Annotated in this window: 20 protein-coding genes; 10 read left to right on the plus strand and 10 right to left on the minus strand. The window is 67.1% G+C overall.

Annotated features, from left to right (window positions below; all coding sequences use genetic code 11):
- The first annotated feature begins 162 nt into the window (after window positions 1-162).
- Window positions 163-909 (plus strand): vWA domain-containing protein, encoded by a 747-nt coding sequence (locus tag HNQ73_RS01635; protein ID WP_183331589.1) that lies wholly within the window; start codon window positions 163-165, stop codon window positions 907-909.
- On the plus strand, window positions 906-1,652 hold the full coding sequence (locus HNQ73_RS01640; RefSeq protein WP_183331590.1) for a DnaJ domain-containing protein: 747 nt from the start codon (window positions 906-908) through the stop codon (window positions 1,650-1,652). The genes HNQ73_RS01635 and HNQ73_RS01640 overlap by 4 nt, the downstream gene beginning before the upstream one ends.
- Window positions 1,653-1,726: 74 nt before the next feature.
- Here HNQ73_RS01640 and HNQ73_RS01645 read toward each other — a convergent pair whose 3' ends face one another.
- Window positions 1,727-3,199, minus strand: a complete 1,473-nt coding sequence (locus HNQ73_RS01645; protein WP_183332189.1) for a D-alanyl-D-alanine carboxypeptidase — start codon at window positions 3,197-3,199, stop codon at window positions 1,727-1,729.
- 278 nt (window positions 3,200-3,477) lie between these two features.
- On the opposite strand from HNQ73_RS01645, the gene HNQ73_RS01650 reads away from it, so the two are divergent.
- The 4 genes from HNQ73_RS01650 to HNQ73_RS18050 all read left to right on the plus strand — a co-directional run bounded on the left by HNQ73_RS01650 (window position 3,478) and on the right by HNQ73_RS18050 (window position 7,187).
- Window positions 3,478-3,828 carry a phasin family protein gene (locus HNQ73_RS01650; protein ID WP_183331592.1) on the plus strand — a complete coding sequence of 117 codons (351 nt, stop codon included), beginning with the start codon at window positions 3,478-3,480 and terminating at the stop codon, window positions 3,826-3,828.
- Between the two features lie 311 nt (window positions 3,829-4,139).
- On the plus strand, window positions 4,140-4,484 hold the full coding sequence (gene clpS, locus HNQ73_RS01655) for an ATP-dependent Clp protease adapter ClpS (RefSeq protein WP_183332191.1): 345 nt from the start codon (window positions 4,140-4,142) through the stop codon (window positions 4,482-4,484).
- 13 nt (window positions 4,485-4,497) lie between these two features.
- Window positions 4,498-6,993, plus strand: a complete 2,496-nt coding sequence (clpA, locus tag HNQ73_RS01660; RefSeq protein WP_183331594.1) for an ATP-dependent Clp protease ATP-binding subunit ClpA — start codon at window positions 4,498-4,500, stop codon at window positions 6,991-6,993.
- Between the two features lie 65 nt (window positions 6,994-7,058).
- On the plus strand, window positions 7,059-7,187 hold the full coding sequence (locus tag HNQ73_RS18050) for a hypothetical protein (RefSeq protein ID WP_276513660.1): 129 nt from the start codon (window positions 7,059-7,061) through the stop codon (window positions 7,185-7,187).
- 24 nt (window positions 7,188-7,211) lie between these two features.
- Here the strand turns inward: HNQ73_RS18050 and HNQ73_RS01665 are convergent, their stop codons facing one another.
- The 5 genes from HNQ73_RS01665 to HNQ73_RS01685 form a co-directional block, all read right to left on the minus strand.
- Window positions 7,212-9,206, minus strand: coding sequence for a methyl-accepting chemotaxis protein (locus HNQ73_RS01665; protein WP_183331596.1), 1,995 nt, complete (start codon window positions 9,204-9,206; stop codon window positions 7,212-7,214).
- 97 nt (window positions 9,207-9,303) lie between these two features.
- On the minus strand, window positions 9,304-9,732 hold the full coding sequence (locus HNQ73_RS01670) for an HIT family protein (protein WP_183331598.1): 429 nt from the start codon (window positions 9,730-9,732) through the stop codon (window positions 9,304-9,306).
- Between the two features lie 56 nt (window positions 9,733-9,788).
- Window positions 9,789-11,114, minus strand: coding sequence for a GNAT family N-acetyltransferase (locus HNQ73_RS01675; RefSeq protein WP_244649803.1), 1,326 nt, complete (start codon window positions 11,112-11,114; stop codon window positions 9,789-9,791).
- 69 nt (window positions 11,115-11,183) lie between these two features.
- Window positions 11,184-11,927, minus strand: coding sequence for a glycerophosphodiester phosphodiesterase family protein (locus HNQ73_RS01680; RefSeq protein ID WP_183331600.1), 744 nt, complete (start codon window positions 11,925-11,927; stop codon window positions 11,184-11,186).
- A 10-nt stretch (window positions 11,928-11,937) separates the two neighbouring features.
- The gene (locus tag HNQ73_RS01685; protein ID WP_183331602.1) at window positions 11,938-12,408 is read right to left on the minus strand and encodes a RidA family protein; all 471 of its coding nucleotides are present in this window, start codon (window positions 12,406-12,408) and stop codon (window positions 11,938-11,940) included.
- A gap of 249 nt (window positions 12,409-12,657) precedes the next feature.
- On the opposite strand from HNQ73_RS01685, the gene HNQ73_RS01690 reads away from it, so the two are divergent.
- Window positions 12,658-13,491, plus strand: coding sequence for a cell envelope integrity EipB family protein (locus HNQ73_RS01690; RefSeq protein WP_183331604.1), 834 nt, complete (start codon window positions 12,658-12,660; stop codon window positions 13,489-13,491).
- 11 nt (window positions 13,492-13,502) lie between these two features.
- On the opposite strand, the gene HNQ73_RS01695 is transcribed toward HNQ73_RS01690, so the two are convergent.
- Window positions 13,503-14,813: a DNA polymerase IV gene (locus tag HNQ73_RS01695; RefSeq protein ID WP_183331606.1), complete on the minus strand. Its 1,311-nt coding sequence runs from the start codon at window positions 14,811-14,813 to the stop codon at window positions 13,503-13,505.
- Window positions 14,814-14,901: 88 nt separating this feature from the next.
- Window positions 14,902-15,216 carry a DUF3572 domain-containing protein gene (locus HNQ73_RS01700; protein ID WP_183331608.1) on the minus strand — a complete coding sequence of 105 codons (315 nt, stop codon included), beginning with the start codon at window positions 15,214-15,216 and terminating at the stop codon, window positions 14,902-14,904.
- Window positions 15,217-15,320: 104 nt separating this feature from the next.
- Between HNQ73_RS01700 and HNQ73_RS01705 the strand changes: the two genes are divergently transcribed.
- Window positions 15,321-15,692 (plus strand): response regulator, encoded by a 372-nt coding sequence (locus HNQ73_RS01705; protein WP_183331609.1) that lies wholly within the window; start codon window positions 15,321-15,323, stop codon window positions 15,690-15,692.
- 15 nt (window positions 15,693-15,707) lie between these two features.
- Window positions 15,708-17,093, plus strand: coding sequence for a PleD family two-component system response regulator (locus tag HNQ73_RS01710; protein ID WP_183331611.1), 1,386 nt, complete (start codon window positions 15,708-15,710; stop codon window positions 17,091-17,093).
- A gap of 360 nt (window positions 17,094-17,453) precedes the next feature.
- Here HNQ73_RS01710 and rpmG read toward each other — a convergent pair whose 3' ends face one another.
- Window positions 17,454-17,621, minus strand: coding sequence for a 50S ribosomal protein L33 (gene rpmG, locus HNQ73_RS01715; protein ID WP_183331613.1), 168 nt, complete (start codon window positions 17,619-17,621; stop codon window positions 17,454-17,456).
- Window positions 17,622-17,822: 201 nt separating this feature from the next.
- Entirely contained in the window at window positions 17,823-18,179 is a 357-nt protein-coding gene (locus tag HNQ73_RS01720) for a DUF1236 domain-containing protein (RefSeq protein WP_183331614.1), read from the minus strand.
- A gap of 148 nt (window positions 18,180-18,327) precedes the next feature.
- Here HNQ73_RS01720 and HNQ73_RS01725 point away from each other — a divergent pair, with 148 nt between their 5' ends.
- Window positions 18,328-19,281: an aspartate carbamoyltransferase catalytic subunit gene (locus HNQ73_RS01725; RefSeq protein WP_183331616.1), complete on the plus strand. Its 954-nt coding sequence runs from the start codon at window positions 18,328-18,330 to the stop codon at window positions 19,279-19,281.
- The last annotated feature ends 13 nt before the right edge of the window (window positions 19,282-19,294 follow it).

The raw sequence follows: 19,294 nt of genomic DNA on the forward strand, positions 1-19,294 counted from the left end.
TGCCCGGTCTTGGCCGCCGTGCATAGCTTCTGCCTGTAGCAAAGCGACGCTGCGCCGCCAACGGCCATGTTGCGGCGCACAGAAGCTCGCGGGAGCGCCCCGCTTGCAAGGACGCGGGTGCGCGCCACATGAAGACCGAATAAGAAGGGAGGCAGCCCGGCCATGGGCGACGACAAGCGGGACGGCCGCGACAGGACCCTGGCGCAGTGCGGGTCATCTGTGCCGGGCGTCAGCACCTCGCGCGATGTTGACGCGTTCCTCGAAAAGGCGAGGGCGGTCGCCACGCCTGCCCAGCCGGCCGGCCGCCTCATCTTCGCGCTCGACGCCACCATGAGCCGGCAGCCGACGTGGGACCTTGCCTGCCGGCTGCAGGCAGAGATGTTCGACACGGCACTCTCCGGTGGTGGCCTTGGCGTGCAGCTCGTCTACTTCCGTGGATACGGCGAGTGCCGGGCGTCGCGCTGGGTATCCGATCCGGATGCGCTGACCGCGCTCATGACACGCATCGAGTGCCGCGGTGGACTGACACAGATCGGCCGCGTGCTCGCACATGCGCGCAAGGAGGTATCGCGCAGTGGGGCGAAGGTACTTGTGCTGGTTGGCGATGCCGTGGAGGAGGATGCGGATGCCCTCTGCGCCCTTGCCGGAGAGCTTGGCCTGCTCGGCGTGCGCATCTTCGCTTTCCAGGAGGGGCATGACGCGGTGGTAACGCAGGTGTTCAAGGAACTGTCCCGCCTTACCGGCGGGGCCTATGCACGCTTCGACAGCGGCGCGGCCGCAACGCTCGGGGCTCTGCTGCGCGGCGCGGCAGCCTATGCCTCGGGCGGCCTGCCGGCGCTGCAGCGGCTAGCCGAGCGTGATGGCGGCGTGGTGAAGGGACTGCTGACCGCGATGGGTGGCAAGCGGTGATTGCACTTGCTCTGGGACTTCTGGCGCTCGTGTTCCTGTGGTGGCTCGGGCACAGCTATGCGAACGCGGACGCCAAGACACTGGCCAAGGTGTTGCGCAAGGCCGGCGGCTGGGGGGCGCTGGCGCTGGCGGCCGTTCTGCTCATTCGCGGCCGCTTCGACATGGCGTTGGGGCTCGCCGGCCTCGGCTGGTGGCTGCTCGGCCTGCCCGGCGGCAGCTATGCCAACCCACGGACCTGGCCGGGATCCTGGCCGGGGTCTCGGTCTGGCTCTGCCGGCGGCGGGGCGCCCCGCGTGTCGCGGGTGCGTTCGGTGATGGTCGAAATGGAGCTCGATCACGCGAGCGGCGAAATGGAGGGGACGGTCCTCGCCGGCCCGCTGGAAGGCCGCGCCCTGTCAGGGCTGGGGCAGGAGGAGCTGCTGGCGCTGCGTCGCGAGTGCCTCGCCCGCGACATGGACGGTGCGCGCCTCCTAGAGGCTTATCTCGACCGCCGGTTTCCCGCCTGGCGTGTAGACGCTGATGGCGATGCTCACGCGCGGAGCCGCAGCGAGGCGGGCACGGGAACGATGACGGAAGAGGAGGCTCGTGAGGTGCTCGGCCTTCCGCCGGGTGCCGGAGAGGCCGACATTCGTCGAGCGCACCGCACGCTCATGAAGAAACTCCATCCCGATCAAGGGGGCTCGACCTATCTGGCCGCGCGGGTAAATCAGGCCAAGGACATCCTCTTGAGCCGACATCGCTGATACTCCGACCGAATGCGGCGTTTGACGTTGGGGACTGGCGGACCTGCGAGCGGGCCCGCCCATTCTCGCGCGGCTCAGCCGCGCGTGGCGAAGCAGGAGAAGCCGCGCTTCTTGAGGGTCTTGCAGGCGGCCTGGGCGCTGTCCGGGTCGAAGCCCGAGAAGCGAGCGCGGTAGTAGGTGGTGCCGTCCTTGACGAACTTCTCGGTGAAGGGCGAGGCCTTCGACAGGAGGTCGCGGGACTTGCGGCGGGCCTCGCTCAGGATGTCGCGGGCGCGCGCCTCGTCTCCGGTCGCGGCAAGCTGGATCACCCAACCGGCCGAGCGGGAGGGAGTAGAATCCTTCGTCTCTTCCGCGGCCTGCTTCTTTGGCTCCTCCACCGCCTGCTTCTTTTCCAGATCGGCGATGGCCGAGACGGCGACCGGCGCTGCCGAGGCCACCTGGGTGCCGGCGCGTGGTACAGGCTGCGGGCCCGTGGACCACTGGCCGGACGAGGGCGTGGCGGCGGAGCCCGCAGCGGAGGCGACGACCGGCCGGATGCTGGTGAGGTCGAGCGGGGCGCCGGCGGGCTCCGGCCGCCGTGCGGGATGCGGGATCGACGCCGTGCTGTTCACTTCCTCGGCGCTGGCGACACTGACCGGCTTCGGCGCCGGTGCCCGGTCGGTGATGGGCGCCGTCCGCCGGGCGCCGGCATAGGCACGCGGCAGATTGTTTTCGACGAGGCTGGCCATGATCTGGTCGCGGTGCGGGCCCGAGCGGCCGCCGAGCACGACGGCGACGATGTGGCGGGTGCTCGTCTTGGCCGAGGTGAGCAGGTTGAAGCCGGAGGCGCGGGTGAAGCCGGTCTTGATGCCGTCGACGCCATCGACGCGGCCGAGCAGCCTGTTGTGGTTGGCATGGGTGCGGCCCGCGAAGGTGAAGCTGCGCCGCTGGAAATAGCTGTAGTAGCGCGGGAAACGGTCCTGGATGGCCTGGCCGAGGATGGCGAGGTCGCGCGCCGTCGTGATGTTGGAGGGCGACGAGGGCAGGCCGTGCGGGTTGTAGAAGGTGGTGCGGTTCATGCCCAGCGCGCGGGCCTTGCGCGTCATCATCTGCGCGAAGGCGCGCTCGGAGCCGCCGATGTTCTCGGCCACGACCATGGCGACGTCATTGGCCGATTTCGTCACCATGGCGAGGATGGCATCCTCCACCGAGATGGTGGAGCCGGGCTTGAGTCCGAGCTTGGAGGGAGCCTGGGCGGCGGCGTACGCAGAGACCCTGAGCGGCGTGTCAAGACGCAGCCGCCCGGCCTCGAGTTGCTCGAAAAGCAGATAAAGCGTCATCACCTTGGTGATGGACGCGGGAATGCGCGGGGCGTCGGCATTGACGGCGTGCAGCGTCTTGCCGGTCTTGACGTCGACGACGATGGCCGCATACGGCGGGCTATATTGCTCGGGAGCCCGCTTCTTGGCCATGGCCGGAGCCGATGGCAGGAGGCCGAGCGACGCAGCAAGCCCGACTACGCCCAGGGCGGCGCCCCATCGCCGCCACCGGGCCGATACGCAACGCATGTTCATCTGTCCGTCCCCGACATCAGACGCCTAACTTTTCCTTCCTCGCCGGATCGTCGAGCCAGTCACCGGCGGGTCACTGTCAACAACGCTAGGTCGACGCGGTTACGGATGCGTTAAATCGGCCATCATGCCCATGTTGCACCGCAACAAGGCGGTTGACATTCATTGTGCAATGCACATATATGAAGCTGACCGGCTTCAGCAGGCGGTTTCCAGTCACGCCGGACGTGTCTCCGGCCAGCTCAGGGGCGGCGTCGGGTGACGCCGAAGAGGACATGTTCGCTCAGTTTGACGATCTGCAGAAACTCGGTAAGGAACAGATGGACGTCGCCATGAAGGCTTTCGGCGCCGTCTCCAAGGGGGCCCAGGCGATCGCCGTGGAGCTTGCCGACTATTCGAAGAAGAGCTTCGAGCAGGGAACTGCCGCGGTTGAGAAGCTCGCCGGTGCCAAGACGCTCGACAAGGCCTTCGAGATCCAGTCGGCCTATCTCAAGAGCACCTACGAGAATCTGGTCGCCCAGACGACCAAGCTCGGTGAGCTCTATGCCGACCTCGCCAAGGAGGCGGTGAAGCCCTACGAGAGCCTCTACGCTCGCGCGCAGACGGGCGCGAGCGCCGGCAAGTGAGACCGGCGGCAGCGTTTGCTGCCGGTTGAGATTTCTATCCTCCCGACTGGCCCGGCTCGATGCCGGGCCTTTTCATGTCCGCTTTCCGTTTTTCCGTTGGCTGTGCCGCCGCAGTCGGCCGTGTGTCGCCAGCGTCGATGCTTTTTGATCTCCGTACGGTACGCCATGCACTGGCGAAGCAGCACGGTGGGCATTAGATTAGTCGGGCGCCCGATCTTGGGCGTGAGGGATCAAGCGCGGGATCAGTTGCGGACACGATGCCGACAGGGACTGTGAAGCTGGACGAGCGGACCGTGGGGCAGACGACGGGCATGACGGAGCGCCGGCGTGGTGGATTGCGTCCCTCGCAGGGGAACGATGGTCCGGGTTCGGCGCTTCTTACGAAGACCAAGCCGCGTACCAAGCGGCCCAACATGTACCGCGTGCTGCTGCTGAACGACGACTACACGCCGATGGAGTTCGTGGTGCACGTGCTGGAGCGCTTCTTCAACAAGCCCCGGGAAGACGCCACCCGGATCATGCTCCACGTGCACCAGAACGGCGTCGGTGAATGCGGCGTCTTCACCTATGAAGTCGCCGAGACCAAAGTCACCCAGGTCATGGATTTCGCACGGCAGCATCAGCATCCGCTGCAGTGCGTGATGGAAAAGAAATAGGGGAGAGACCCTTTTGCCCACTTTCTCCCGCAGTCTCGAACAGGCGCTGCATCGGGCCTTGGCCTTTGCCAACGAGCGTCGCCACGAATACGCGACTCTCGAGCATCTGTTGCTCGCCCTTGTCGACGATCAGGACGCGGCTGCCGTCATGCGCGCCTGCAACGTCGACCTCGAGTTGCTGCGCCGCAATCTCATCGAGTATGTCGACACTGAGCTGACCAATCTCATCGCCGACGGTCGGGAGGAATCGAAGCCGACCGCCGGTTTCCAGCGCGTCATCCAGCGGGCGGTGATCCATGTGCAGTCCTCCGGCCGCGAGGAGGTGACGGGCGCCAACGTGCTCGTCGCTATCTTCGCCGAGCGCGAGAGTCATGCCGCCTACTTCCTGCAAGAGCAGGACATGACGCGCTACGACGCCGTCAACTACATCAGCCACGGTATCGCCAAGCGGGCCGGGCTGTCCGAGCCGCGCACGCCGCGCGGGGTGGACGAGGAGAGCGAGGGGCGTTCGTCGAGCACCGACGAGACCGAGGGCCAGCGCAAGAAGAAGGGCGACGCGCTTGAGGCCTATTGCGTCAACCTGAACAGAAAGGCACGCGAGGGGCGGATCGATCCGCTCATCGGCCGCGATGCCGAGATCCAGCGCACCATCCAGGTGCTGTGCCGCCGCCACAAGAACAATCCGCTGCTCGTCGGCGACCCCGGTGTCGGCAAGACGGCCATCGCCGAGGGGCTCGCCCGCAAGATCGTGATGGGCGAGGTGCCGGAGGTGCTGGCCGATGCGACGGTCTTCGCCCTCGACATGGGAACCCTGCTCGCGGGCACCCGTTATCGCGGCGATTTCGAGGAACGCCTCAAGCAGGTGATGAAGGAGATCGAGCAGCACCCTGACGCGATCCTCTTCATCGACGAGATCCACACGGTGATCGGCGCCGGCGCGACCTCCGGCGGGGCGATGGACGCGTCCAATCTCCTCAAGCCAGCGCTCGCCTCCGGCACTCTGCGCTGCATCGGCTCGACCACCTATAAGGAGTACCGCCAGTACTTCGAGAAGGACCGGGCCCTTGTGCGCCGGTTCCAGAAGATCGACGTCAACGAGCCGAGCATCCCGGACGCCATCGCCATCCTCAAGGGGCTGAAGCCCTATTTCGAGGAGTTCCACAAGCTCCGCTACACCAACGATGCCATCAAGGCGGCGGTGGAGCTCTCGAGCCGCTACATCCACGACCGCAAGCTGCCGGACAAGGCGATCGACGTCATCGACGAGACCGGCGCGTCGCAGATGCTGTTGCCCGAGAGCAGGCGCAAGAAGACGATCGGCGTCAAGGAGATCGAGGCGACGATCGCCACCATGGCGCGCATCCCGCCCAAGACGGTGTCGAAGGACGACGCCGAGGTGCTCAAGAACCTCGAGGAAACGCTGAAGCGCGTCGTCTACGGGCAGGATCGTGCCATCGAGGCGCTCGCGGCCTCCATCAAGCTCGCCCGCGCCGGCCTGCGCGATGCCGAGAAGCCCATCGGCTGCTATCTCTTCGCCGGCCCGACGGGTGTTGGCAAGACGGAGGTGGCGCGTCAGCTGGCCACGACGCTGGGGGTCGAGCTGCTGCGCTTCGACATGTCGGAGTACATGGAGCGGCACACGGTATCGCGCCTCATCGGCGCGCCGCCCGGCTATGTCGGTTTCGACCAGGGCGGCCTGCTGACTGACGGCGTCGACCAGCACCCGCACTGCGTGCTGCTGCTCGACGAGATCGAGAAGGCCCATCCGGACCTGTTCAACATCCTGTTGCAGGTCATGGATCACGGCAAGCTGACCGACCACAATGGCAAGCAGGTCGATTTCCGGAACGTCATCCTCATCATGACGACAAACGCCGGTGCGGCCGACCTTGCCCGGCCGGCCTACGGCTTTACGCGCACCAAGCGCGAGGGCGACGATCAGGAGGCAGTCAACCGTCTCTTCGCGCCGGAGTTCCGCAACCGTCTCGACGCAATCATCTCCTTCGGGCACCTGCCGAAGGAGGTGGTGGCGAAGGTGGTCGACAAGTTCGTCCTTCAGCTCGAGGCCCAGCTTGCCGACCGCAACGTCACCATCGAGCTCAGTGACGAGGCGCGCGAGTGGCTGGTGGACAATGGCTATGACGAGGCGCTGGGGGCCCGGCCGATGGCGCGGCTCATCCAGAGCACGATCAAGACGCCGCTCGCCGACGAGGTGCTGTTTGGCCGGCTGCGGAACGGCGGTGCCGTGCGTGTGGTCGTCGTCACGGACGAGACAGGCACGCGCAGCCTCGGCTTCGAATATCCGGAAGGGCCAGTGACGCCGAAGCCGGAGAAGGACGTGGCCGATGCCGCCAAACGCCGCCGCGTGACGCGCGCCTCGACAAAGCCTGCCAAAAAGGTGCAGAAAGGCCGCAAGTCGGGCGGCGGTGAAACCGGCGGGCGGGGCGGCAAGGGCAACCTGCCTGCGCCGGTCAGCACCGTGCCCAAGGTCCCGCTCGTCAGGGGTTGAAGGTGGCAAGCTGGTTTCAGCGTAGACGGGAGCGCCGGCGTCGCCGCCAGCGCGCCGAAGAAGTGATGTCTTGGTTCTTCCTGCCGATCATCGTGCTGATCAGCTTTTTCCTCGGGTCGCTCGTCTGGGACCAGGTGAGTGACCCCGCCCGGACTCTGATCAAGGCCGTGGCGAGCGGCGACCTCCTGCGCTGAGGCCGCCGCGCCGCTCAGGCAGCGTCAGGCGGCGCGCACGTCCGCCAGGAAGGCCGAGATCGCGCGCTCGATTGTTTCCGTCTGGTCGGCCAGGCGGTCGGCGAGGGCGTCGACATCGCGGGCAGCTGCCCGGGTCGCCTCTGCGGCCTCGGCGACGCTTTTCATCGCGCCGGCGCCGTTGGCGGCCTCGCCCGACGCCCTGTCGACATTGTCGGCGAGGGCGCGCACGACACGCTCCTGTTCGCGCACGGCATCCGACACCGTCCCTGCCATCGCCGCCATCTTCACGATGATCTCGTTGACATTGCTGATGGCGTCGACGGCCATGTCGGATACGGACTGGATGGCGCCGATCTGGCTGCGGATCTCCTCCGTTGCAGAGGCGGTCTGGCTGGCGAGGGTCTTCACCTCGGAGGCGACCACAGCGAACCCCTTGCCTGCCTCGCCGGCCCGCGCGGCCTCGATCGTCGCGTTGAGCGCGAGCAGGTTTGTCTGGTTGGCGATGGAGAGGATCAGCTGCACCACCTCGCCGATGCGGTCAGCGGCCGTGGCAAGGTTCTGGACAGTCTCCACTGTCTCTGCCACCCGGTCGCGGGCCTGGCCGGCGATGGAGGTCGAGCGGTTCGCCTCCTCGATGATGCGGTCGATCGATTCGGCAAGGGTGCTTGTCGCCGCGGCGGCCGAAGACACGTTGTCGGATGCGACGGCGACGGCACCGTCGGCCTGCGTGATGCGCCCCGCGGCCTCGCGTGACATGGCATCGAGAGCGTCCGAGGCCGAGCGCAGCTCAGCCGCCGCCTTCCGCACCTCTACGAGGCCGGCCTTCGCCGTGGCCTCGAAACGGGCGATCATCGCCTCGATCTGGGCGGCGCGCTCGTCCCGCCGCGCCTGCTCCTCCGCCTCGCGTGCGCTCAGGGCGTCGCGCTCGACGGCGTTGTCACGGAAGACGGCGACCGCCGCCGCCATGCGGGCGATCTCGTTGCGCCCGGGCACGGCGGGAATGTCGATACTCGTGTCCCCGGCTGCAAGGCGCTGCATGGTCTGCGCCAGGCCGTCAAGCGGGCGGCTGATGCTGCGGCCGATGATCCACGACAGGGCAAGGCCAACCACTGCGGACGCGGCAATCGTCACCAGCACGATATTGGTCGTCTTGCTCGCGATGCGCTGGAGGCGCTGCGTCGCGGCGCTCGAACCGTCGGCCGCAGCCTGCACGATGGTGGAGACGGCCGGATCGATGACGTCGGCGGAGAGGGCGAGCTGGTCGCCAACACGCACGAGGCGGTCGCGCTTCTCTTGCCAGCTGTCCATCTTGGCGCGGTAGTCCGAGAGCTTCTCCTGCACGAGAGTGCGCACCTCGGGCGTCAGCGTCTCGGCCCGGGCGACGAGGCGCTCGATGCGGCCGAGGGCGATCTCGAGGCGGCCTCGCTCGGTGTCGCCGCTCGTCAGCAGGAACTCGCGTTCCGCCCGGCGCAGCTGGTCCACCGCGATGAGCAGCCTGTTGACCTCGGGATCGGGATTGTCGCGGGCGAATTCGCTGAGCGACCGTTCCATGGCCTTCGCGGTGGCGTCGATCTCGCCGCCCAGCCCATCCTCGGCGGTGGCGCCGAGCTCCTGCACCAGCTCGGCGACTGTGTTGAAGGAGGACTGCACCGAGGCGAGCGTCTTGCCGAGCTCCTCGATACTCGCGGCGAGATCGCCGGCTGTTGGCTGGGCACGTAGGGCCGCCAGGGCCTCGCCGGCCCGTTTAGCGTCGTCGTGAAACTTACGCGCCGCGACGTCGGTACGCACACGCAGATAGTCCTTGACGTCGCCCTCGACCCGCAGCGTCGCCGCGCGGAACTGCTCGGCGGCCTGGGCGAGGGCGGCGTAGGCGTCCTTGTCGGCGAGCGCGGCCTCGATCTGGGCGTTGCTCGCAGTATAGATGGTGCCGATCACAGCATAGCCGACCAGAGCGGCAAGACTCAGGGCGGCGATCCGTACCCGAATGGAAAAGCGGTGGAGCCAAACTCGAGGCAGCACGTGTCACCTCGTCGAGAAAAATGGCACGGAACAATGCCATCATTCTCGCGCGGCAGGCTGACGCGGGGCTTGCCCCGAAAGGCGGGCGCGAGAAGGATCAGCCTTCCGCCAGGGCGCGGCGGATACGCTCGGCGTGGGCCTTGAGCGTCTCGGCTGGCGCCATCTCGCCGGTGTGCGGCCGCAGGGGCACATCCTTCCAGCGCGGCAGGATGTGGACATGGAGGTGGAACACCACCTGGCCGCCGGCGCTCTCGTTGAACTGCTGGATGGTGAGACCCTCGGCAGCCATGCCCTTCTTCACCGCTCGCGCCACCTTCTGCACGCTCACGGCCAGCCGGGCGAGATCCTCCGCGGGGATGTCGAGGATGTTGCGGGCAGGGGTTTTCGGGATGACGAGCACATGGCCGTCGGCTCGCGGCATGATGTCCATGAAGGCGAGCGTATGTTCGTCCTCGTAGACGCGCTCGCAGGGCAGTTCGCCGCGCAGGATCTTGGCGAAGACGTTGTTGGAATCGTAGCTGCTCATGCCATCCTCGTGGATCACCGGTTGGGGGGAAGGTTTGGCGGGCGGGTTCTTCGCCGTCAAGCGTCGCCGGTGCCGCTGTGCCGATACGGCAGCTCCTCGGCGAGGACCTCGACCTCGGCGGCGATGGCGGCGCGCTCGCGCTCCAGATAGTCCGCTACCGCCCGGCGCAGGCCGGGATGGGCGATGTCGTGGGCCGAATAGGTGAGGGTGGGCCGGTAGCCGCGGGCCAGCTTGTGCTCGCCCTGCGCCCCCGCCTCCACGCGGGCGAGGCCGTGGCGAATGGCGAAGTCGATCGCTTGGTAGTAGCAGAGCTCGAAGTGCAGGAAAGGGTGATGCTCGATGGCGCCCCAGTTGCGGCCATAGAGCGTGCTCTCGCCGATGAAGTTGAGGGCGCCGGCGATGTAGCGGCCGTCACGCCGGGCCATGACGAGCAGGATCCTGTCCGCCATGCGTTCGCCGACTAGGGAGAAGAAGGCCCGCGGCAGGTAGGGGCGGCCCCATTTGCGCGAGCCCGTGTCCTGATAGAAGGCGAAGAAGGCGTCCCAGTGGGCTTCGGTGAGGTCGCTGCCGGTCAGCAGCTCGACGGTGATGCCGGCGGCGAGGGCATCCCGCCGCTCGCGGCGGATCGCCTTGCGCTTGCGGGCCGACAGGGCAGCGAGAAAGTCCTCGAATGTCTGGTAGCCCTCGTTCGCCCAGTGGAACTGCCGGTCGGTGCGCAGGAGGAAGCCCTCTTCGGCCAGGAAGTGCCATTCCTCCTGCGGCAGGAAGGTGACATGGACTGAGGAGGCGTCGATTTCCCGCCGCAGCGCCCTGAGGCCGGCGACGAGGCCGCGCCGCGCCGTCTCCGCGCCGGGGCCCGGGCGCACGAGCAGGCGCCGGCCTGTTGCCGGCGTGAAGGGGACGGCCACCTGCAGCTTCGGATAATAGCGTCCGCCGGCGCGCTCGAAGGCCTCGGCCCAGCCGTGGTCGAAGACATATTCGCCGAGCGAATGGGACTTGCCGTAGCAGGGCGCCACCGCCCGTACGGTGCCGTCAGCGCCTTCGACGACAAGGTGCAGGGGCGTCCATCCCGTCCGCCCGCCGACCGCCCCAGAATCTTCAAGTGATGACAGAAATGCGTGTGAAATGAATGGGTTATACGGATCTTGCTGAGGCGGAGAGTCAACGTTTCCGCTGTCGCTGGCAGCACAGGCGGCTTGGCCTGAAATCAGGAAAGCTGAGTCTGGTGAGTCGCTTGCCGGCGTTTGCTCATTTCTTGCGTAAGGCGTGCCGGCGAGGGGGCGCGGATTGGCGCAGGCATCCCAGTCCGCAGCGACGATGGCGGAAATGGAGGGGGCGACACGGACGGTGAGGCCCGCGTCGTCGTCGGCTTGCGTCGTCATCGGCTGCGGCATCTCGCGGAAGGGCTCATGCCGCTAAGTTATGCGCGCCGGCTGCCAGCCGGTAGGGCCTCAGGGCACGAAACCCTCGAAGATCATCTGATCGGCGTATTTCGCGGCCGCTTCGCGATCCTCGGGCGTACGCACGGTCCAGGTCAGCACGGGCATGCCAAAATAGCGCGCCATGTTGGGCGCCGCGTGCGGCAGGTCCTTGACGTGCCAGGCGATGAAATCGGGTCGCGTGCGCTCCATGTGCAGGAGGTGGCCGAGGCTCCTCTGCGTCTCGGCTGGCAGCCGCGCCCATTCGCCGTGGTCGTAGTTAGCTTCCGCCGTAATGCCGCGCGGGCGCCCGGGCGCGAGCTCGGCCAGCGCCTCGACGATGGCCGGGTCGAAGGACATCAGCGCGATCGGATCATCACGACCCGCGATCACCTGCGCGACGCGTCGGGTGAGGGCGAGGTTGCCGTCGAAGCCGCTCTTGATCTCCACCACCACGGGCACGCGGCCGCCGACGAGGTCGAGGAATTCTCCAAGTGTGGGGATGCGGTCATCGCTGTCCCGGAAGGGGATGGATGCCAGCGCGGAGGCCGTGCGGGCGTCGACGCGCCCGCTCTCGCCGGTGAGGCGGTCAAGCGTGAAGTCGTGGAACACGACGGCCTCGCCGTCGGCCGTGAGCTGCACATCGCATTCGATGGCGAAGCCGCGCGCGATGGCAGCGCGGGCCGCGCCGGGCGTGTTCTCGAGCACGCGGTCGGCGACCACGTGGAGCCCACGATGTGCCACGGGCTGGGCGGTAAGCCAGGAGGGGGCGGGCATGTGTCGATCCTCAGGCGACTTCGAACATGGCCTCGACCTCGACACAGGCGTCGAGCGGAAGTTCGGCAACGCCGACCGTAGAGCGGGCGTGACGCCCCGTCTCGCCGAGCACCTGGACCATGAAGTCGGAGGCCCCGTTCATCACGCCGGCGAGGCCGGCGAAATCGGGCGTGACATTGATGAAGCCGCCGAGGCGCACGCAGCGCTTGATCTGCGACAGGTCGCCGAGCGCCGCACGGGCCTGGGCGAGCACGTTGATGGCGCACAGCCGGGCGGCTTCCTTGCCCGTCTCGGGCGAGACCTCGGCGCCGAGCTTGCCCTTGTGGGCGTCGGCGAGCTTGCCGTCGGGGCCGAGGCAGAGCTGGCCGGAAATGACGAGGAGATTGCCCGTGCGCACATAGGGCAGGTAGTTCGCGACGGGGGCAGCCGGCGTCGGCAGTGTGACGCCGAGCTCGGCGAGGACGGCTTCGATGTTGCTCATCATTTGTCTCCGAGTGTGGATGCATCGCCCGGCCCGGGCGCGTCTACCGGCCAAGGTTGTTGCCGATCCTCCCTCCCGCCGCAAGTCTCCCGCGGTCGAGGCCCCCTGCGCGCGGCTGTCCATGCCATTCGTGAGCCTGATGTTACGGCATACGCGATCTCAGTTGCCTTGACCGGCAGGGGCGGTCAGCCGTCTAATCGGAACGCTGCGACGCAGCGATGTCGGCGGGTCGTGTCAGTGGAGAGTAGCATGAAGGTTTGTCTCGGCACGCTGCTGGCCATCGGCTTGAGCCTCGGATCCGCCGCGGCGGGCTCGTCCACGATGCCGCTTGCGCCGCATCGGGTCGTCTACGACCTCTCCCTGCTCTCGAGCAGCAGCTCGCGCGGCGTGGAGGCGGCGCGCGGGCGCGTGGCCTTCTCCTTCACCGGCAACAGCTGCGAGGGCTACGCCCTGACCTATCGCCAGGTGACGGTGCTCGAAGGTGGCGACATCGGCCAGCGCACGTCCGACCTGCGCACCACCACCTTCGAGGACGGCAAGGGCGCCAGTTTCACCTTCAAGACCGAATCGACCTTCAGCGGCGCGCCGTCCAAGCTCGTTGACGGCCAGGCGGAGCGCGGGACGGGGGACAGTCTCGTTGTGCGCACCCGCGCTCCCAGGCGCGACCACTTTTCCCTCGACGGCGACGTGCTTTTTCCGACCGAGCACCTGAAGCGCATCATCGCTGCGGCCAAGGCCGGCGAAAGGCTGGTCGAGGCGCGGGTGTTCGACGGCTCTGACGACGGCCGGCAAATATACGACACGCTCGCCATCATCGGCCGGCAGAGGGGAGCGGACAGCGTGGACGGCCTCGAGGAGGCGGCCCGCCAGGAGGCGCTGAGGAACGTGCCGCGCTGGCCGGTGAAGATCAGCTATTTCACCAGGGAGGGAGAGGGCGAGCGCACGCCGCGCTACCAGCTCTCCTTCGAGCTTTACGAGAACGGAATCAGCCGCGACCTCGTGCTGGACTACGGCGACTTCTCGCTGAAGGGCGAGATGAAGAAGCTCGAAATGCTGGAAACGCACCCTTGTGACACGCCCTGAGCGGGCCGCTGTCAGCGACGGCTGTCGTCCTTCTTGTCCGCCGGCCGCATCGCGTCGGCGGCAAAGCCGATGCCGCGCACGACGGCCGCCTTGCCGAAACGCTCGCGCAGATTGTCGACGGCCCGCTCCATCCGCGCAAGGCGCACCGATTCTGTGTCGGCGAGGTCGCCGGTGTCGGCGAGCGCGGCATCGCACAGGTCCGAGGCGCCGATGCCGATGAGGCGAAAGGCGGTGCCGTCGCATTCGCTCGCCAGCATGGGCGCTGCGATGTCGAAGAGGCGGCGGGCGAGCTGCGTCGGCGGGAAGCCGGAGCGCGAGCGCGTCCGCGTGCGGAAGTCGGCGGTCTTGAGCTTCAGCGTCACGCTGCGGCCTGCGAAGCCTGCCTTCTTCAGGCGGAACGACAGCTTCTCCGTGAGGCGCCAGAGGATCGGCGTCAGCGTCTCCACATCCCTGATATCGTGGTTGAAGGTTGTCTCGGCGGAGATGCTCTTTGTCTCGCGCACCGGGTCGACCTTGCGGGTGTCGATGCCGTGCGCGAGGCGGTGCAGCCTCAGGCCGTCCTTGCCGACGAGCGCGACGATCTCGCCCGGGTCGCGCGCCCGGATGTCGTCGATGGTCCTGAGGCCCGCGCGCGCCAGACGCTCCTGCGTCGCCGCACCGATGCCGTGGATGATGGACACGGGCTTGCCGGCGAGGAAGGAATCCACGCCTGCCTCGCCGATGATGGAAAAGCCGCGCGGCTTGTCGAGGTCCGACGCAATCTTGGCGAGGAACTTGTTGACCGACAGGCCGACGGAGATGGTGATGCCGAGCTCCTTTTCCACCCGCTGTGCGAAGCGGGCGAGCGTGATGGCCGGGCTTGCCTTGTGCAGGCGCTCGGTACCCGTCAGGTCGAGGAAGGCCTCGTCGATCGACAGCGGCTCAACGAGCGGCGTCAGCTCCAGCATCATGCGGCGGACCTCGCGCCCCACGCGGGCGTATTTCTCCATGTCCGGCTTGATCACCACCGCATGGGGGCAGGCCTGCAGGGCCTTGAACATCGGCATGGCCGAGCGCACGCCGTAGGTACGGGCTATATAGCAGGCCGTGGAGACGACGCCGCGCTTGCCGCCGCCGACGATGACCGGCTTGTCGCGCAGCTCCGGTGCATCGCGCTTCTCGATGGTGGCGTAGAAGGCGTCGCAGTCCACATGGGCGATGGAGAGCCTGTCCCGCTCCGGATGGGAGAGCACACGCGGGCTGCCGCAGGCGGGACAGCGTGGGCGCACCGGCGCCGTCAGGGTCAGGCAGTCGCGGCAGAAGATGTTCGACGCGCCGGCCATGGTCGAAATTCCCTATCCGCCCCGTATCCGACGGAACAGCATCATCAGACGGCCCCGGGCGTTCGGCAATCGGCGGCCGCGGGCCTCGTCATGGCCGGGGAGCCGTGTGCGGATCAAGCACAGCCCTTGCAAGGGCCACATGCTCGGGGGCGAGGGCGTTGTTGGCGGCAAAGGCGAGCAGAAGGGATTCGTCAGCCAGCAGATGATCCAGCACCGAGGCGAGGAAATGCGGCTCGGCCGCCGCCGCGCGGATATTTTCAGGGCTGAGGCCGGTCAGGGCGAGGAAGCGGCCGAGCCGCTCTGGATCCGCCGCCAGAAAGGAGAGGGCGGCAATGGCGCAATTTTCCGCTTGGGCTGCGGACAGAGACTTGTTCGGCCGCATTTCGTGGATCAGATTTGCCATTCATCAACGGGTGGGCTGCTATCTCTAGCATTGATCGACAAGGAAGTGAGAGCCCGCCTGTCCCCCGCGGATGGAGCGGGCCCGCCGCGCAAGAGGCGTCGCATATGCCGAAGACCGTTCTCATCGTCGAAGACAACGACCTGAACATGAAGCTGTTCAGCGACCTCCTCGAGGCGCACGGCTATGCGACGCTGAAGACCGCCAGCGGCGTCGAGGCGATGGAAATCGCCCGCGCGCACCGGCCCGACCTGATCCTCATGGACATCCAGCTGCCCGAGGTCTCCGGCCTCGAGGTGACGAAATGGCTGAAGCAGGACGAGGAGCTGAAGACGATTCCCGTCATCGCGGTCACGGCCTTCGCCATGAAGGGCGATGAGGAACGTATTCGCGAAGGCGGCTGTGAGGCCTATCTCTCCAAACCAATTTCGGTCGCGAAGTTTCTCGAGACCGTAAGAAACTACCTCGACGCCGCCTGAACTCCTTCTGCCGTCATGACCGCTCGGATTCTCGTCGTTGACGACACGCCAACCAATGTGAAGCTGCTCGAGGCGCGGCTGACGGCGGAGTATTTTGAGGTTCTCACCGCCTCGAACGGCCCACAGGCGCTGGCGCTCTGCGCCGAGAGCCTGTGCGACATCGTGTTGCTCGACGTCATGATGCCGGGCATGGACGGCCTGGAGGTGTGCCGGCGGCTCAAGAGCGATCCGGCCACGGCCCACATCCCCGTCATCATGGTGACGGCACTCGACGAGCCGAGCGACCGGCTGCGCGGGCTCGAGGCTGGGGCGGACGACTTTCTGACGAAGCCGGTGGACGACCTTGCGCTCATCGCGCGCGTGCGCAGCCTCGTGCGCCTCAAGACGCTCACGGACGAGCTGCGCAACCGGGTGCTGGCCTCGCGCGGGCTCGGCATCGTCGAGGATCCACTGGCGGGCGCCACGAACGAGACGGGGCGCGACGCGCAGATTCTCATCGTGGAGGATCGGCCGGAAGCAGCGGCGCAGATGCAGCAGGCGCTCGCCGTCGATCATGCCGTCCATGTGGTCCAGACCCCGGCGGAGGCGCTGGCGCGGGTCGGGGACGAGGATTTTGATGTCTTCATCGTCAGCCTCGGTCTCGCCGGGGCTGACGGGCTGCGCCTGTGCAGCAACCTGCGCGTGATGGAGCGGTCACGCAACGCAGTCGTGCTGATGGTGGCGGACGAGAGCCAGCGCCCTGCGATCCTGCGCGGGCTCGACATTGGCGTGCACGACTATCTGCTGCGGCCGGTGGAGCACAGCGAGCTTGTGGCGCGCGTGCGCACACAGGTGCGGCGCAAGCGCTATGCCGACAGCCTGCGGGCCAGCGTACAGGCGTCTCTCGCCCTTGCGGTGCTCGATCCGCTGACGGGCCTCTACAACCGCCGCTATTTCGACGGGAAGCTGCGCACTGCCTTCACCCAGGCTCGGGAGAGGGGCGAGAAGCTGTCGCTGCTGATCCTCGATATCGACCGCTTCAAGCTGATCAACGACACCTACGGCCACGATGTGGGCGACGAGGTGCTGCGCGAGTTTGCCCGCCGCGTGCAGACCCATACGCGTGGCATCGACACCGTCTGCCGCTACGGTGGCGAGGAGATCGTCGTCATCGTGCCGGGTACGCCGCTTGAAGCCGCCGAGGCGGTCGCCGAGCGGGTCAGGACACGCATCGAGGAAGAGCCCTTCGTTGTTCCGCGATGCAAGATTTCGCTTGACGTGACCGCGTCCATCGGGGTCGCCAGCCTCCTGCCCAGTGACAACTCGGTGCATGCGCTCTTCAAGCGGGCGGACAGGGCGCTCTACCAGGCGAAGACGGAGGGCCGCAACCGCGTGGTGGTCGCCGCGGGAGAGTCGGCATGACGGGCAGGGAGGCGTCCTTAACCGTGCACGCAGGTTTGCACTCGTCGCGCGATTTCCACGATTGCATTCTGGCGCCGCGGATGTAGGTTGTGGGCGAGCGAGGGTTGTGACCTCGCAAGACAGTTTCCCTACGGATGCTCAGGTCCGCCGCATCTCCTGGGTCCCGTGGGGTTCGGCCGGCACGGAAGCGGTTACGTGGCCTCCTCGAATCCGCTTCCGGCCGGCCACCTGCTTTCAGGCCAGAGCGGTCTTTACATCCAGCCGGAATCGAAAAAGGCGCCCGATGGGCGCCTTTTTTGTTGGTGCCCAGGACCGCGGCCGGCGGGCGCATCCGCCTTCGGCCGCCGGTCCCGGCCCAGATCACTTGATCTTGGCTTCCTTGAACTCGACGTGCTTGCGCGCGATGGGGTCGTACTTCTTGATGGCGAACTTGTCCGTCATCGTGCGCGTGTTCTTCTTCGTCACGTAGAAATAGCCCGTGTCGGCGGTCGAGACGAGCTTGATCTTGATCGTCGTAGCCTTGGCCATGGCGGCACCTCTTCAGGCGGGGCTGCTGCGGCAAGCCCGTCGCGAAAACCAAAAGGGCCGGAGTCGTCCGGCCGTTCGGCCCGGGAGATGCAGCATTCCGCGGCGGAAGTCAAGGCGCCAGCCTTGCAAACGGCAGGACCGGCGACAGGGCCGCCGGTCCTCCGCGAGCCACGGGACCCCCGTGTCGGGAGGGCTGTGATGTCAGTCGACCGCCTCGAGAACGCGCACAACCCGGCGCGTCGACGGGTCGACCACCAGGATCTCGTTCTCGGTGGTCACATACTCATAGTCCCGCAGGCCCGGAGACGCCTCAACGATCTCGGGGGAAAAGTCGTGGAGCACCACATCCGGCGGCAGTTGGGCGCCCACCGTGACCTCGCGCTCCAGCACGATCGGTGCTTGGCGACGCTCGATCACGTAACGGCGAACGACGGTCTCCTGCTCCGGCGCGATCTCGATCGTCGGCCGCGTCGTTTCGATCACGGTCGTCTGCGCCGCGGCGCCCGTAATGCCCGCGATGAGGAAAGCGGACGCGAGCAGATAAGGTAGGCGGGTCATTCTTGATCTCCTTTTCGCCCCGGAAACAAACGTCTCGGGTGGCGGCTGGTTCCCCCTTTGGCCTGCCGGGGGCCAGGGGCGAATGTGCATGGGGCGTGGCGGGCGTGTTGCCGAAGGACGCGACTCCGCCTATAGCGGTGGCTTCAAGATGACAGCCACCATCGCTCCCCGCCCGAGCTTTCCCCATCGCCACCTGCTGGGGATCGAGGGACTTTCGCCGCTCGACATCACCGCGTTGCTCGACATGGCCGACGAGGCCGTCGAGGTGAGCCGGCAGGTCGAGAAAAAGCGCACCACGCTGCGTGGCCGCACGCAGATCAATCTCTTCTTCGAGCCGTCGACGCGCACCCAGTCCTCCTTCGAGATCGCGGGCAAGCGCCTGGGCGCCGATGTGATGAACATGTCGGTCGCCTCCTCCTCGGTGAAGAAGGGCGAGACGCTGATCGATACCGCGGCGACGCTCAATGCGATGCGGCCGGACATCATCGTCGTGCGTCATCACGCCGCCGGGGCGGTGCATCTGCTCGCCCGCAAGGTCGATTGTGCCGTCATCAATGCGGGCGATGGCGCCCACGAGCATCCGACGCAGGCCCTGCTCGACGCGCTGACTATCCGCCGCAACAAGGGGCGGATCGAGGGGCTCATCGTCGCCATCTGCGGAGATGTGCTGCACTCGCGCGTGGCGCGCTCCAACATCATTCTGTTGCAGGCCCTCGGAGCGCGCGTGCGCTGCGTGGGACCCTCGACACTGCTGCCTGCGGGGATCGAGCGTTTCGGCGTCGAGGTTTACACCGACATGCGCCGGGGACTCGCGGACGCCGACATCGTCATGATGCTGCGCCTGCAGCGCGAGCGCATGAACGGCTCCTTCGTGCCGTCGGTGAAGGAGTATTTCCGCTACTTTGGCCTTGACCGCGAAAAGCTGAGCTATGCCAAGCCCGACGCGCTCGTCATGCATCCCGGCCCTATGAACCGGGGCGTGGAGATCGATTCGGAGGTTGCCGACGGCGCCCAGTCCCTCATCCGCGAGCAGGTCGAGATGGGGGTTGCCGTGCGTATGGCGACGCTCGAGGCTCTGGCGCGCAACCTTCCGAACGGATGAGGGGGCCAGGAAC

It is taken from the genome of Chelatococcus composti (assembly GCF_014201415.1).
Classification (GTDB): Bacteria; Pseudomonadota; Alphaproteobacteria; order Rhizobiales; family Beijerinckiaceae; genus Chelatococcus_A; species Chelatococcus_A composti.